Genomic DNA, 15,163 nt, shown 5'->3' with positions numbered 1-15,163 from the left:
TTCGATTACTTGTCAAGTGCAATTGACGAGGGTGTCTCTTTCGCTTTAGAAACTTACGATAAACTTAAAGCAAAGAATTTCGATTTGCTTTATTTGCCTAAACATGACGAATTTCCGTCAATGAGTCAATATAATACAAGTGGGCTTCCTCATTTTAGTATTACCCCATCATATTATGGCAGTAAAATTTCATATGCAAAAATAATTGATAAAGGGCTTGAAAGCAACAGTATAACTTCTTGGAATAAGCTGAAAGAGTATATTCATAAAAGTGACGAGTTTGAACATTTTTACGAATTTAAAGATCTAACACAGGAGGGAGAAGAAAAGAAACAGCTGACGTCATTCGTATTGTTCAATACTCTCAAGGGTTTTATAGATTCTTTGATTCATCAACTAGATAACCCAAGAAATAAAACCCAAAAAAGAAGAAAATTAGAGCAACAGTTTCTCAATTCGTTTAAACTTGAATCTCTGGAATATGATGTATTGGTTCCAATTATCCTATATCAACCCGTCTTCAATAACTTCAAGTTTGACGATAATACAGAGATTGTAAAAATCGATGACAAATTGCAGTTGGCCCGTAATTACCGAGTCCCAGATACAATCATTGCAAACAAGGAAATGATTTCTGCTGCTACCCATGCTGTCTTGATCAAGCAAAAAGTTAGACGTGTCAGTAATGCTAATAGGTGGGATCGAAGTGAACAAGTTTCATCAAAAATTCAACGCCTCTATAGTCATATAGATAAAGTATTTGCTTGCTTAAGGATAGCGATGAAAATGCCATTGGGCTACTGTCAAATACTAGCAGTGCCGAAAAATTTCGGCGATAACTATCAGGCGGAGTTAATCGGGCTATCAATTTTTGGAAGAGATAGGTATCCTAGATTATACACCAGAGATGATTTGTACACACACTACAGGATAGATCATAAAACCCTTAACAAAGCAAAAAAGTTATACAAAGTCAATTTTAAAAGCAGAAATTTGAATTATGCCATTGACAAACTCCTGGACTCAGATAGTAGAATTAGGGATGAAGATGGAATAATTGATATATCATCCGCCTTTGAATCATTGCTTTCAGATTCAACAAATAATCTAAAATATAAGATTTCACTTCGCGCTGCAGTAATATGTAAGTTTTTTCCTGTGGGCTTTACGCCTGTAGAAGTAAAGAGAAACATTGGCGTTTTTTATGACTTAAGGAGTGGTATTGTACACGGTAATAAAAAAAGCACGGTTGATTCTAAAAGAATGGTAAGCATAGGTGATCAAGGACAGATCAAAACATATACTTTTGGTAAGTACATTCTTACACACATATTAGAAACAGTTATACTTAATCCTAAATGGATTGAAGTACAGTTTATTGATGAAAATATGTTAAAATAAAATGCAGCCAACACCGCCTACCACGTACAGCCGCTGGTTGTGCTTTTCGGTGCTGTCAATGCTTTAGAAGTAAGCTCAATGGTCATCGACACTAGTTTCACTTGTTGGTGTAGGCGGCCGTCGGGTAGGCACTCGTTGTGTGACAACTAGCGGGCAACATTAGATGGGATGGTGAAAACTACTGCTAATGAACACTTCCCGAAAATCCGGCTGCGTGCCTGCTCCCGGTGGGGGTGCGTAGTCGAAAGCTGGGCTGCCGGACGGGCGCTGGGTAACGTCAATGCCGGAAGGCACTGCGTCACCCAGCCCCCATCCGCCAGCCCGTGCCTGCTCCTGGGCGACGTAGCCCGTGCACACAACATCGCGCCCACGCCAAGCCGGGCCGCACAGTGATCGGGTGGGGGTTGGGCTCCGTTGCCGGCGTTCGGGCGCTGATCGCAATTCGCCAAAATTCCCTGCGGGGTTTTGGCGAATGCTCCCATCACCCGCCCACCTTCCTGTGGGTGCGCCGAATGAAGGTTACCTTCCATCCCCGGCCTGACGTGGGCGCCCCCGTTGGGCGCAACATGTACAGTCAAGGGACCTGGTATACAAAAGTAAATAGTCGTCCCTGAAAAAGTATTCTCGCAGGCTGCAAAGTGTTGAAAACCAGTGAGATTATATCTATGATAAATGTTGGTTCCGTATTAACTTTTCGCCAGAAACGGCCCAAATCGGCCCAAATCGGCCCAAAAGCTTGCGAAAAAATGAAGGGATCTCTACCCAATCAGGATCAATCCGATTTATTCCGTAATCGCCTGATCTCGATCATCAGTTTAGACCACGAACTGTGCCGCCTGGCCGAGGAAATTGATTGGGGATGGATTGACGGCGAGTTGGACGGTTACTATGCCCGGGAAGGCCGCCCCAGTATTCCGGTCCGCACCATGGTGGGGATGCTGTTGCTCAAGCGGATGTACGATCAGAGCGACGAGTCGGTACTGGCACGGTGGGTAGAAAATCCCTACTGGCAGTACTTCACCGGCGAGACTTACTTTCAGCACCGCCCGCCCTTCGATCCGACGGACTTTGTCTATTTCCGTAAGCGAGTCGGGGAAGCCGGCATGGAGAAAATCTTGAGCCTGACGGTGCGCCTACATTGCGGTAGCGAGGTGGAAGAAGAAGTACTGGTGGACACTACCGTACAGGAAAAGAACGTGACCTATCCCACGGATACTAAACTGGCGCTGAAGATCATCAAGTACTGTTGGGCGTACGGCGAGCAGGAAGGTATCACCTGGCGTCAGTCGTACCGCTTTGTTGTGAAGCGCCTGCGCCTGGCGACTTACAACGGGAGCCATCCGCGCCGGCGGCGAGCGGCGCGTCGCGGCCAGCGAAAGCTGCGCACCATTGCCGGCAGACTGGTACGGGATCTACGCCGCAAGCTCTCACCGGAGGCCCTGGCCTACTATGCCGATGCCCTGGATCTGTTCGAGCAGGTACTGGCGCAGCGTCGCAGCACGAAGAACAAGCGCTACAGTCTGCACGAGCCGGCGGTGTGGTGCATCGCCAAGGGCAAGGTCCATAGGAAGTACGAGTTCGGTTGCAAGGTATCGGTAGCTCGTACGGCCCTATCGGGCATCATTGTCGGCATGAAAAGCTTCGTGGGTAACCCCTACGACGGGGATACATTGGCCACGGCCTTGGCGCAGGTTCAGCGAGTGCGGGAGGATGCCGGCGGGGACCGGCCGCGCACCGCCGTGGTGGACCGCGGCTACCGGGGCCGGAAGCACGTGAGCGGAACCCAAGTACTCATCCCCGGCCGGGGAACCAAAGAGCAGACGTACTACGAAAAACAAAAGCAGCGTAAGCGCTTCCGGCGCCGGGCGGGGATAGAGCCCGTCATCGGTCACCTCAAGGATGATCACCGAATGCGGCGCAACTTTCTGAGCGGAGAACTAGGTGATGCGGTCAACTGCCTGCTGGCTGGGGCGGCCTTCAACCTGGTTAAGCGCCTGAATCAGTTGAAAATGCTGCCAGTGATGGTCATGCTGGTGCTGATCCAGCTGGCAGTTGTCATCTTTTACGCCTGCGTTGAACTGCTAAATCGGGTAAACCTGTCGACGGCATACCATCGCAGAACAGCTATGGGAGCGATTCAGCCCCAAACCGGACCGCGGAATATGTTTTTCAGGGACGACTACGTAGACCTAGGTAACACTTTTTCACACCGAATTTTAGCGGAAAAGCCGCTATGCCATTTGAAGAAGTGAACCATATGGACCAGAGAAAAGCATTCATTTTAGATTACCTGAGCGATCAGTACTACTTCAACTCGATCTGCGAGAAGTACCACATCAGTCGCAAGACCGGCTACAAGTGGGTGAAGCGATACCGGGAGCTCGGCGAAGCCGTATTAGACGACCGCAGCAGCCGCCCCCGTGTGGTGGCCAGCACCGTTGACGAGGCCATGGTGGGGCGCATCGCAGCGCTGCGTAAACCTACCCCGCGGGCCATCTTGGGTGCCCGCAAAATTCGGTCGGAGCTCTTGCGCGAGTACGCACCGGAGGATGTGCCCAGCGCTACAACTATCCATAATGTACTGGTTCGCCAGGGGCTGGTGGAGCGCCGCAAAGCTCGTCGTCGCACCTATCCGGTCAATACCAAAAACAATCCGCAGCAGAATAATGAGCTGTGGACGATCGATTACAAGGGACATTTTCCGATGGGTAACCGTAGACGCTGTCATCCGCTGACCATCTGCGATTCGCACAGCCGGTATTTGCTGCGAATCCAGGGCCACTACCGGGAGACAATCCGTAACGTGCAAAGGGTGCTGCGGCAGGTCTTTCGGGAGTACGGCCAGCCCAGGCAGTTACTATCGGATAACGGTGGCTGCTTTGCCAGCATCCAGAGTCCGTGCGGGTTTGGGACGCTATCGTACTGGCTCATCGACCACGGCATCGAACCGATCTTCAGTGATCCGGGGTGTCCGGGGCAGAACGGACGTCACGAGCGGATGCACCGGGATCTGAAGCGATACTGCTGTAGATCCCCGGCTCACGATCTACGCGCTCAGAACCGACTGCTCAACGAGTTCGTAGACTTCTACAGTCACCAGCGTCCACACGATAGTCTGGACGGACAATACCCCTCGGAAGTTTATACGGCCTCGTTGGTTCCCTTCTGCGAACGAGTAAAGCCACCGGAGTACGATGAGGCGCTATCGGTACGCCGGGTACTGAAGGGAGGAGCGGTACGCTGGGGACACGACGAGTGGATTATGGTCAGCCGGGGGCTGCGGGATAAATGGGTTGGCATTAGCCAACTCAGTGAGCTGGTTTACGAAGTCTACTACCGCCAGGTATGTCTGGGCTTCTTCGAGCTTGGCGAGCAGATCGAAAGCGGGCGCTACTACCGTTTGGTATCGGAACGGGACTTTCCGCAGCGGAGTCGGGACCGGGCGGCACGCAGCCGGAAGGACTAAGAATGCGGCGCCCGGGGCCTGGCTTCCTTCCGGCCTACGGCCTCCAGGAAGCCAGGCCCCGGGCGCAGGAAAGGAAAAACAAGGATAATAATCGTAATTTTAAAAAGTGTTACCCAGGTGGGTTGACTTCTGTTACCCAGGTCTTTGGTACACAATGCCGGCATTAAAGCCGGCACAAAACAAATACGATTAGTATCAATAGTGTGGGCGGTTATAAGAGCGTAATAGTATCTACGAGTTCATTGTTGTTCAGGTCGAGAATAGCCCCAATCCGATGATTACCTGTAATACGGTAGTTGACGAGGTGGTTACTATTATAAGATGAAGAATAGTTGTTTATTTACCGTGGTGGTTGTGTTGTGCAGCATCTTTATTGGGTGTCCAGTCATGTTTAAACAAGCGTTTGGTTCCATACGAGATACAATAACAATCAATCAGCAAATCGGCGGCGAGTTGGTATGCGATTACGAATACAATGCTGACTTAGCGTCTTGGTTCTATGATGTAACTTATACATACGTACCAAATCGCAAACCGTCAGTTCATATTGGGACAGGTGAGTATTATGGGAAAGAATGGATGCAGGATGAACAACTAGTGAAAATAGGTAGCTGGCTAGTGTTAAGTACAGGTGGTGGCCTCCAAGGAGAGAAGTTGCTGGTAGGCACGCCAAGGATGGAAAAATGGCACGAAACTATAGTGAGTCAGGAAGAGATACACGGGGATAGTCTATGGCAAGCTGCAAACATTAGAGCTTTTACTGGCTGGTTACCCTACGAAGTAGATATTAGGTCTATGGTTCAAGATTGTCTTGAGGTCAAGTATGTATACCGAACCGGTGACCAAGTCGGTGATTTAGACAGTACATATTTACTATATAGCCTCGATAGTATACTGGGCGAATACGAGATGATTGGAGTTGGAAGTCAACCAGCATTGACAGAGTCGAAATAGCATTCCTCCCGCACTACTGAGCTACCGCGCAGAAACAGTAGCCAGCTGGCCGACAGCGGATGGAAACAGCAGCCGTCCCACACTTATGAGCCGCCGCGTAGAAACAGTAGCTAAGCACTCGATGGAAGCGTTAAACGGGTTTATCAAATCACTCGTGCAGAGCGAGCGAAGCGTGAGGGTTCAATTTGTTAGGTGGCTGATGCCAGTGTACGAAGCAAACAGAGGTATAACTCTAATGCCGATGAACTTGCACTCTGCAATTGTCGAGCCGACGCTCAATGACTGGCCGGAAGAGCCAGGAACGAGTATCGATGATTTGTTGTGGCTTGGTAGAGATATGAGTATGGGACTCGCCGTGCAGAAGCAACCACGCAACGAGAAGGCTATTGCTCGCTACTTCAGCCGAATTACCTGCCGCATCAGGATGAATCAACACGAGACAGATAACTATGCCTACGATGGTGACCCAGGGCAAGACAAAAATCTTTTAGGTCACCTGAAAGACGTTTGCGCCCAATCCATCAGAAAGCTCGACTACGAAAAGGAAATTGCACTGCTCACAGAGATTGCGGAGGAATGGGTTCAACGCAGGAAACAGAGAAATAATAATGCAGGGAACACCGGCTACACGCCCATGCCGGCTGATCGCCAGGCGCGACGCGCGTAGCCCAACGCTAGATACTACAAAGAAAAAGCTATGCGGCACGAAGATCTCCCCGAACGGTGGAAGCAGCGGTTGGTCGAACATGCACTAAAGGAGAGCGGAGGAAGGTGGCGATCACTGAGTGTGTCAAGTTTTAGCTCAAACACCGCCGCAGTGCAGCGATTCGAAGACGGATCGACAGCTAAGAGCCTGTTTGGACATTCGCCACCGGCTGAGTCGTCCTAGGATAGCTTTACGGTCAATGTACTCTAATGCACTGTTTTGAGTAAGGAGAAGACAAGAGTTAAGCAGACGAAGCCACGCGGCACCTACCCGCCCTCCCTCAAGCGCGAGCTCGCCGTCCGCTACCTCGCCGGGGAGTTCTCCTACGCCGTAGCCGCCGAGGACTTCGGCCTCCCGAGCGCGGAAACCGCCAAGGAGTTCGTGCGGTGGTACAAGCGCCTCGTAGCCAGCGAGGACGCCGACTGAGCGGATGGGCGTCAGTAGAAAGACCATCAATACTGTCGAAAATGGTGTCTTCGCTCCCTCTGTTACTGTCGCTTTGAAATTCGCCTACGCACTTGAAGCGACAGTCGAGCAGCTATTTGAACTGAAAAACGCGCCGAACGATTAGGTCATTTATCGGCTCGGAAGCTGCACGCCGGCTTTGGTGGGCCGGCGCTCCGAAATGGGACAGTCGACTTCCGGCCTAAAATGCGCCAATGCGAAATAAGTCCATATTGAAGCCTTTGAACTGCTAGTCCGCCTATTGTAGCGTCAATGTGATCATGGTCACTCCGTGGCATCCAGAATGACCTTGACTGTCTCCTCTGGCTGATCCCACATCGGGAAGTGTCCGCTGTGCTCAAACCAATGCATCCTTGCTTTGGGGAAGGCTGCCATCGCGCGGTCCGCCTGTTGCGGTAAACACAGCCGATCCTTGCGGCCCCAGCCGATAACGACCGGTGCAGATGTGTTCGCAGGACCCTCCTGCATTGCGCCTTTGGCGAGATCCTTCACGAGCGAACCTACGGTACGCGTGTCCGCCAATGATTTTAGTTCGCGCGCGACGAATGCGGGATCGAGCGCACGTGGCCTTGCGGAGAGCTGGGCCATAAGGGCGGTCCGGCCTACAACATTTCCGGTGATCGCAGGAAGCGCCGGTCGCAGCGCGCGAACCAAGGCAAGCGATGCCGTTATGGTGGCGTTGAAGAAGGTACGCTCCCACCCCTGCCAAAAGCCACCCGGATCTAGCGCGACGACCGCACCGGCACGGCCGCGCCTAGCCATCTCCAGCACCAGGCGAGCGCCCAGAGAGCTGCCGACCATATCGACCCCTGTGAGGTTCTCCGCTTTAAGCCAATCGTCCAGGCTACGCGCCAGCCCGTCAAACGTGCCGCTATCGGCCTCTCCGGGTGACTGCCCGTGGGCTGGTAGGTCTAGGGCGATTACATCTCTGGCCTCAGCAAGCGCGGGCGAGATTGTGTCCCACGAGCGGCAGGTTGCCCCCAGCCCGTGGACAAGGAGGAGGGGTTTTCCGCGCCCTGCGCGCGCGTGGAATATGGTCATGTGAACGAAACGCCTTGCAACGGCTTAAGTTGAATTCGGCCTGCCTCCGTCTGTTTTGCCGAGTGAATCGCCAAGAACGGACAGTGGGGGCTGTGGTCGAGGGGGTGTGGCCGAGGCCCTGCCCGGCGACCCGGTCGCGCTCAAGCGCCTCGTCGCCGAGGCCCGCGCCGAGGCGTTCGCCCTGCGGACGCTCGTACGGGTCGTCGAGGAGGACACCGGGATCGACGCGCTAAGAAAGCCCGTCGCCAGGCGGCCAACGAAGTGAAGCGCGCCCACCCGGACATCGGACTGGGTCGCATCTGCGGTTGGCTCGGCTACACCCGGCAGGCGTACTACGCACAGTATAATACCTCGGGTTTTCAGACCACACAGCCAAGTTAGTTAGTTGAAAGTTAGGCGGCGTTTCGGTACCGCTGAATAGGTTTTACTCGGCCGATTCCCTGGTGATCCCGGTGGTGGTAGCGATGCAGCCATTCCTCGATTCCTTGGTACAGCTGCCGGCCGTCGTCGGCCGGGATCAGGAAGATATGCTGGTACTTGATGGTGCGCCAGAAGCGCTCGATGTAGATGTTGTCCAGGGCTCTTCCCTTGCCGTCCATGCTGATGGCGATGCCCTGTTCTCGTAGATAGCTGACGTACTCCGAACAGGTAAACTGGCAACCCTGGTCGCCGCAGTTCAGGATTTCTGGAGCACCGTGTTCAGCAATGGCTTGGCGGACCACCCCCAGGCTGGCTTCGGCCGCCAGGGTGTTGGCTAATCCCCAGCCTACGATGTAGCGCGAGTACACGTCGATGATTGCCGTGAGGTACATAAAGCCGCGCTGCATGGGGACATAGGTGATGTCGATGGCCCAGACCTGCCCCAGTCGGTTAATCTCCAGCTCACGCAGCAGGTAAGGGTGAACGTACTTCGCCTGCCCCAGCACAGTCAGGTGCCGACGCGGGTAAATGGCTCGGATACAGGCTTTGCGCATCAACCTCCGGACCCGCTCATAACCCGCGTAGTGTCCCTTATCTCTAAGCATTGATTGCATCGTTAGTACACCTGCGGTAGGTTCATCCAGGATGTGGGCGTCCATCAGCCGCATCATGGCGAGGTTCTGCTCGCTCTCGCCTTTGGACTCATAATAGACGCTGCCCCGGCTAACCGAAAGCAAATCACACTGCCGGCGGATAGACAGGGAAGCCTGAGTCTCCACCCCGGCACGCCTTACTTCAGGTGATCCCATCTGGCTAAGTTTTTTTTAGAAAGTCGCGCTCCATCTGCAGCTGACCAATCTTGGCGTAAAGCTGCTGCAGTTCGGCTTCGCTGGCCGCTACCTCATCGGGTCCAGTAGTCGACCTGCCCTTGCCGGTCTCGAAAACCTGCTCGGAGCCGGCGATAAACTCCTGTTTCCACTGACTGATTTGGTTGGGATGCAGCTCAAATTTCTCCGCCAGCTCGGCCAACGTCTGTCTCTCTTTCAAGGCTTCAATCGCCACTTTTGCCTTGAAGGCGGCGGTAAATTTTCTTCTCGATCGCTTCATGTTACAAGTTAAGTTTTCAACTTAGCTCGTGGTCCAATTTTGTTGAGGTATTATAGCGGAAACGGCAGTGGAAATGCAATTGTAGCAATCCAAAGTGGAGAAAGAAATTCGCCCAACACCGCGCCCAGCGTCAACCGGGGCTAGGTGGGGTAGTGTTGAATAGTTCTATTGTTGCCCGGGTCCGTCGCGTCGCCAATGGCCCGAAAGCTCCCGCTGGTCGGTTTCGGTCCATGCCGCCGTGCCACCCCCTCGTAGGTGGGTTGAAGTTGGTTAGGTTCCAATAATGATGCCCCGGTTGCGTGGGCGCCCCCGTTGGGCCCAACGGCATAGCTCGCATATCTAAGAGTGTGTCTAAAATTATAATTTTCTCTATGTGAAGGGATAAAAGGCTGTCAGTCTTGTTTTGTAAGTCGCCAAACTATACAGAACATGACCCAGCAGTACGCTCGGTTGACCGACAGCCAGTGGGACGAAGTTAAAGCCTATTTACCTATTTCTCGCAGACGCAAGCACGACTTACGGGCGGTCTTCGATGCCATTCTCTGGCTAACGCGGACCGGGTGCCAGTGGCGCAACCTGGACCGTCAGTTTCCCCCCTGGAAGGTTGTCCACTACTACTTTAGCAAGTGGTCGCGCGACCATACTCTGGAAACGCTTAACGATGCGGTCAACCGACGCGAACGTGACCTTTTGCCGGAGCGGCAGACCACTCCCAGCCTGTTACTGGTTGACGCACAGAGTGTTCGACTGCTACCCCGGATCGGTCAAGACCGGGGCACCGATGGAGGTAAATGGATCAACGGACGTAAGCGGAGCATCCTGACCGACACCCGGGGCAGGATCTGGCGCGTCGAGGTACATGCCGCCAATGTGCATGATGGGGTGGCGGGGCTGGACTTAATCTACCCGGACTTTACCGGACAGTTGCCGCGCGCAACCAAACTACTGGCAGATAGTGCCTATGCCGGACAGTTTGCTCAGACCATGACCCGATTAGACCGAGTTGTTTTTGAGTGTCCGGTACGTGATCCTGCCCAGCGGGGTTTTGTAGTCGAAGCCCAGCGTTGGGTAGTCGAAAGGACCTTTGCTTGGTGGAATTGGTACCGCAGAATCGTCAAGGATTATGAGCGAACGGTAGAAAATTCCGCTGGCTTCGTTCTTGTAGCCAACATACAGCTAGTTCTATCGTCGATCACTAATTTGAGCCCCTATAATTTTTAGACACGCTCTAAGACAGCGAGTACACGATAACCAGATATGCAGTGGTACATTACCTTTCGCTAAAAGTTAGATAGCTTGAACTGCTAGGTTAGAGGAAGGCTACATTTACAAATCTGATAACCAAATGATTTTGTAATGAGGAATTACGATCTAGAGACATTAAAGAGGGAGGCGCATGCCGGGATGATTTATAAATATAGAGCACTGAATGAAGACACATACAACACGCTTGAGGAAAATCACCTGTGGTTTGCTGCGCCTAGTGAATTCAACGATGCCTTCGATTGTCAAATTCCCTTTGCAAGTGACAGCTCCCTAGCAAGCATTGCTGACTACTTCGTTAGATCTGGGTACGACAGATCTCACATAGAAAAGATCCTACGCACACAAAGTACTCCACTAGAAGATTTGCTTCGAAAGCATCATTCCCAACCTAATTTTGCGGATGACTTTGTTAGGGTCTGCTGTTTTAGTAAAAGGAACGACATCAAATTGATGTGGTCTCATTATGCTGATAAATACAAAGGTATCTGTATGGGATTTGATGCGGCTAAGGATCCAAAAACATTCGCAGGATTACCTGTTGAGTACGTCGATGGTGCCGAATTTCCTCGGCTGGATATTTTCTCGGATGAGTACGCACTTCAGAGATTGATATTCACCAAATCCAGTGATTGGAAACATGAGGAGGAAGTGAGAGTTTGCAACGTTAGGGAAGGTGATAAGCAACTTTATAAGTTCAAACCCGAGAGCTTAACTCACATCATTTTCGGAAGCAAAGTGTCGAAAGAAAATATTGATCGTGTGCTGGAAATAGTGAAAGGCCGTGATGTAAAACTTCAAAAAATCCAGCTGGCACCCCCTAGTCTTGAACTTAAGGTCTTAGATTTTTAATCACGGCGACAGAAATCTAACAGTGCAGTTTAACTTAAGAGTATATCCATCAAGTAAACCACTTTATTGTTAAATATTGCTCAATATTTCAGTCCATAGTGATCACCTGAAAAGTAGAATGAAGGAAGCGCAATGATCAATTAACATTAATAAACCGGCTAATTTTAAACTTTCACCTTCAGACAAGCCATCTCAGCTGATTGGCGATGATGTCCGGTGTTTTCGTCGATGTTCACTATGGGCCAAAAGCCTCCGCTTGAGCTCCGGGTTTTGGCCCATGCTCTCAATCGCCGAAAAGACCTACGCTGGTGATTAAGTAATTTTCTCCGTCTATAAGGAACCCACAATTCCAGTGTGTCCGACTTACACGGTTCATCAATCTAGGAGGGAACAGTAACCTTGATTATTTCGCTCGGACATACTTCAGTTATCTGATCGAGTTGAACACAATTTACCTTTTAATACCTTAAAATGAAGTGATTTTAGACTATCGGATAATCAAACTCACAGCTATTATGATAACGTCGCATATAAGGCAGATACTAGGTGAGAGTCTTGAGTATGGCTTAACCAAATCTATCAAGAAATGCCCAGCGCCACACATAACAGGGTTTTGGTGCGACGGGATAATATTAGATCCTCCTGTAAGGGAAAATGGAGTGGTTCAATTTAAAGGATTAGCATTTTTCGGAATCGATGGGCAGGAGAGGTACAAGGTTTACTTAGAATTAGGATCTTACCACAAGAAAAAGTATGAGCTAGGAAGACATCTCGCTGATGAATTGCAATTAGAAAATTCGGCAGAATGGTACATAATCAACGTTGAAAAGAAAGAGATAAGAATGACAATTAAATAAAAGCCACTGGGCCCAACACCGCCTACCGCGTACAGCCGCCTATCAATCATGTGGGTGCTACCCGTGTTTTAGATTTTGTCTGAAAGGAAGTCGACACCCATAGTGTTACTTGGTAAAGGCGGCCGTCGGGTAGGCCCCCGTTGGCGGATATGCCATCATACCATACAGGCTAGCATCACCGAGAAATGAGAAAGCGGCAACCAAGAAATTACGCTACCGCAAGGGTCAGCATGGTTACCCAGATGATGATCGAGAGTATGACTACTTCAGGATTGAGTCGTGTGGTAGCTGGCTAGCATCAGCCACTTGAAAAGAGCGCTACCGCCCGAGACTGAACCTGCATCACAGAAATTACGCTACCGCACGGACCACCACTTTCTACTTGGAAGATGGCCACCGTGCTCGCCCTTTCACCGTTGAATTGGTTGGTAGCCGTTGAGAATTATTTATAGGACACGAACGCTACCGCCGAGACTTGAGCACGCAGGACACAAATTACGCTACCGCAAGGATCACCACTATCTACCTGGAAGATAGCCGGCGTGCTTGCCCTTTCACCGTTGAGTTAGATGGTGGCCGTTGAGAATTATTTATTTGTTACGAACGCTGCCGTTGAGGCCTGAGCCCGCAGGACACTTATTATGCTACCGCACGGCTCAGGACACTCACCATTTAATGGTCCACATTAAGCTAATTACCAGATTGAGCTACTCGGTGGACGGAAGGATCTATTTCTTCCGGTCAGTCTAGGATCAGCAACGAAGATCGATATCATCCACTCATAAAATTGCCAGCCGCACCAACGACTTTATCCATTCATCATCAATCATCATCCATCAATTTCAGCCGGATGGTTGTTGGGTGGCGAGAATGCCCGGCTGGCTGGCGCTGGCGTCAATCGGCAAAAATTCCCCTGCCCGGGGGGTTTTGCAGATGCCAGCCATCCCCACCCAGCCTTGCTGGTTACCGGATTGACTCTAGTGCCCAGAGGTGGCTCCATTCCAGATTTACCCATAGCTGCCGCAGTATGGATGCCACCGTCACAGATGACAGGGTAGAGGGGCCGGGATTATTTGTAAAGAACAAAACTGATATAGGTGCTTTCCCGCTTACCTTGGACGTTCGACCAGGATTAAGGATTTATCTAAAAGAAAGGCACATCCGCCAACACCGTGCATACGCCAACCCGGCGAGGGTGGGGGAGGGTTCTGTTTGGAGAAGGAGTGAGAGGTTATTGTTTCTTGGTGCTTATAGAGCTAGTTGGTGGTAGCCGGGCTGACGTCTGCACACCCGTTAGCGGCAATCAGCAACCAAACACCAAGCAGGACTCTCCGAAGCTAGCAACAAAGAATGAAATGATTTCAATGAAGTACGCATCCACTTTAAATCTATACTACTAATTTGAATTAAGCGATAGATATGACAAATAGTATTATCGAAAGAGATTGAATAAACAGTCGTTTGATATGGCTATTTATGAATTACTAAAATTTCACTCGTACTACATTGTATCAGTAAGTCTGTAACTTTACAGGATGGAAATAATGGTTATTATTCTTGGGTTGACTTTGACTTTGATAAAAGACCTATTTGATCTTTACGACAAAACTTCGCCTGAGTCCAAAACAAAGTCCTTGACACTGCCTGGTCGTATTGCGACTACATTAGGCATAATCATTGCTATTATTGGAATAGCACTTGCATATAGTAATAATAAAAGTGCAGAACTTGAAGTGCAGGCTAAAAACAATCTCATCCAATTAGACTCGTCAAGGCATAGAGAAATACTGGTTAGAGATTCAATAATAATTGAAAACGGTAAATCAGAGATTATTCTCAATGAGCGTTTATTGCAACTTAGCGACTCGATAAATGAGTTACTAGTTGATAAAATTTCTAATCAAGAAAGACAAATCGCTAATCTTCAAAACGACTTACGAGAGTCTTTGCTGCCTATACGGGATGATTTCGAATGTGATTTAGTCTTTGTACTTTCCAACGATGAATTGTCTAAAGTTATTAAAGAATATGCGCCCTCAGATTTTAATATGATGGGATACATACCAATCAATATTGGTTCAACTCAAATGGGATACAAAAACGAAAAATTAATTGCCGAAAAAGCAAGAGAATATTTTAGCGAGATACTTTTGTCAATAACTATAAGTCTTAACCCAAAATACAAAACAAGAGATGACTTGATTTTGCGTGGTGCAATGTATCCAGAAAGAGATCATATGCAAGTTGACTTCCAGACGGTGACACAGTTTTCTGAATTTACTACTTTTAGTTTGAGCTATGAAATTAAAGAGAATTTATTCAGAATACAAATCAACAATATGCCATTAAATATTTATAGAAGAACAGACAGCCATTCAACAATCAAAGACATTAAGGATTCTTATTTATCTCTTGGAATCCTTACTCCTAGATTCGACCCACAAAGCTATACAATTAAAGGGCCAGGAGACTCAGGATATTATGATTATACTGATATAGAACAAAGATTTTGGAACCTGGAGAAACTTGAAATCAGTTCAGGGCCAGTAGAAATAGGAATCTATTCATATTTTAAAGAAAAGGATGGAGCTTTACGCCCTACTCATATATTATTGTGGTAACCTCAATGAG

Annotated in this window: 16 protein-coding genes; 13 read left to right on the top strand and 3 right to left on the bottom strand. The window is 49.7% G+C overall.

Annotated elements, in window-relative coordinates; translation table 11 throughout:
* Positions 1 to 9 precede the first annotated feature (9 nt).
* The 8 genes from GGR28_RS16990 to GGR28_RS19520 all read left to right on the top strand — a co-directional run bounded on the left by GGR28_RS16990 (position 10) and on the right by GGR28_RS19520 (position 7,098).
* Positions 10 to 1,401: a HEPN domain-containing protein gene (locus tag GGR28_RS16990; RefSeq protein WP_183497017.1), complete on the top strand. Its 1,392-nt coding sequence runs from the start codon at positions 10 to 12 to the stop codon at positions 1,399 to 1,401.
* 168 nt (positions 1,402 to 1,569) lie between these two features.
* On the top strand, positions 1,570 to 1,794 hold the full coding sequence (locus GGR28_RS16985; RefSeq protein WP_183497016.1) for a hypothetical protein: 225 nt from the start codon (positions 1,570 to 1,572) through the stop codon (positions 1,792 to 1,794).
* Positions 1,795 to 2,147: 353 nt separating this feature from the next.
* Positions 2,148 to 3,653, top strand: coding sequence for an IS5 family transposase (locus tag GGR28_RS16980; RefSeq protein WP_183497015.1), 1,506 nt, complete (start codon positions 2,148 to 2,150; stop codon positions 3,651 to 3,653).
* Between the two features lie 5 nt (positions 3,654 to 3,658).
* Positions 3,659 to 4,867 carry a DDE-type integrase/transposase/recombinase gene (locus tag GGR28_RS16975; RefSeq protein WP_183497014.1) on the top strand — a complete coding sequence of 403 codons (1,209 nt, stop codon included), beginning with the start codon at positions 3,659 to 3,661 and terminating at the stop codon, positions 4,865 to 4,867.
* 321 nt (positions 4,868 to 5,188) lie between these two features.
* Positions 5,189 to 5,821 (top strand): hypothetical protein, encoded by a 633-nt coding sequence (locus GGR28_RS16970; protein WP_183497013.1) that lies wholly within the window; start codon positions 5,189 to 5,191, stop codon positions 5,819 to 5,821.
* Positions 5,822 to 6,062: 241 nt separating this feature from the next.
* Positions 6,063 to 6,488: a hypothetical protein gene (locus GGR28_RS16965; protein WP_183497012.1), complete on the top strand. Its 426-nt coding sequence runs from the start codon at positions 6,063 to 6,065 to the stop codon at positions 6,486 to 6,488.
* Positions 6,489 to 6,746: 258 nt separating this feature from the next.
* Positions 6,747 to 6,953: a hypothetical protein gene (locus tag GGR28_RS16960; RefSeq protein WP_104421877.1), complete on the top strand. Its 207-nt coding sequence runs from the start codon at positions 6,747 to 6,749 to the stop codon at positions 6,951 to 6,953.
* A gap of 4 nt (positions 6,954 to 6,957) precedes the next feature.
* Positions 6,958 to 7,098 carry a helix-turn-helix transcriptional regulator gene (locus tag GGR28_RS19520; RefSeq protein ID WP_116108724.1) on the top strand — a complete coding sequence of 47 codons (141 nt, stop codon included), beginning with the start codon at positions 6,958 to 6,960 and terminating at the stop codon, positions 7,096 to 7,098.
* 158 nt (positions 7,099 to 7,256) lie between these two features.
* Here GGR28_RS19520 and GGR28_RS16950 read toward each other — a convergent pair whose 3' ends face one another.
* Positions 7,257 to 8,033, bottom strand: a complete 777-nt coding sequence (locus GGR28_RS16950) for an alpha/beta fold hydrolase (RefSeq protein ID WP_183497011.1) — start codon at positions 8,031 to 8,033, stop codon at positions 7,257 to 7,259.
* Positions 8,034 to 8,139: 106 nt separating this feature from the next.
* Here GGR28_RS16950 and GGR28_RS16945 point away from each other — a divergent pair, with 106 nt between their 5' ends.
* Complete coding sequence (locus GGR28_RS16945) at positions 8,140 to 8,298, top strand: hypothetical protein (RefSeq protein ID WP_183497010.1); 159 nt, start codon at positions 8,140 to 8,142, stop codon at positions 8,296 to 8,298.
* A gap of 127 nt (positions 8,299 to 8,425) precedes the next feature.
* On the opposite strand, the gene GGR28_RS16940 is transcribed toward GGR28_RS16945, so the two are convergent.
* Positions 8,426 to 9,262, bottom strand: coding sequence for an IS3 family transposase (locus GGR28_RS16940; RefSeq protein WP_183497009.1), 837 nt, complete (start codon positions 9,260 to 9,262; stop codon positions 8,426 to 8,428).
* Positions 9,263 to 9,266: 4 nt separating this feature from the next.
* Positions 9,267 to 9,560 carry a transposase gene (locus tag GGR28_RS16935; protein ID WP_104421873.1) on the bottom strand — a complete coding sequence of 98 codons (294 nt, stop codon included), beginning with the start codon at positions 9,558 to 9,560 and terminating at the stop codon, positions 9,267 to 9,269.
* Positions 9,561 to 9,989: 429 nt separating this feature from the next.
* Here GGR28_RS16935 and GGR28_RS16930 point away from each other — a divergent pair, with 429 nt between their 5' ends.
* The 4 genes from GGR28_RS16930 to GGR28_RS16915 all read left to right on the top strand — a co-directional run bounded on the left by GGR28_RS16930 (position 9,990) and on the right by GGR28_RS16915 (position 15,153).
* The gene (locus GGR28_RS16930) at positions 9,990 to 10,781 is read left to right on the top strand and encodes an IS5 family transposase (RefSeq protein ID WP_183497008.1); all 792 of its coding nucleotides are present in this window, start codon (positions 9,990 to 9,992) and stop codon (positions 10,779 to 10,781) included.
* Positions 10,782 to 10,916: 135 nt separating this feature from the next.
* A complete protein-coding gene (locus tag GGR28_RS16925) occupies positions 10,917 to 11,675 on the top strand; it encodes a DUF2971 domain-containing protein (protein ID WP_183497007.1) in 759 nt (252 codons plus the stop codon).
* A gap of 476 nt (positions 11,676 to 12,151) precedes the next feature.
* Complete coding sequence (locus GGR28_RS16920; RefSeq protein WP_183497006.1) at positions 12,152 to 12,532, top strand: hypothetical protein; 381 nt, start codon at positions 12,152 to 12,154, stop codon at positions 12,530 to 12,532.
* A gap of 1,535 nt (positions 12,533 to 14,067) precedes the next feature.
* Positions 14,068 to 15,153: a hypothetical protein gene (locus tag GGR28_RS16915; RefSeq protein WP_183497005.1), complete on the top strand. Its 1,086-nt coding sequence runs from the start codon at positions 14,068 to 14,070 to the stop codon at positions 15,151 to 15,153.
* The last annotated feature ends 10 nt before the right edge of the window (positions 15,154 to 15,163 follow it).

It is taken from the genome of Neolewinella aquimaris (genome assembly GCF_014197245.1).
GTDB classification, from domain to species: Bacteria; Bacteroidota; Bacteroidia; order Chitinophagales; family Saprospiraceae; genus Neolewinella; species Neolewinella aquimaris.
This window is presented reverse-complemented; position numbering and strand designations above follow the sequence as displayed.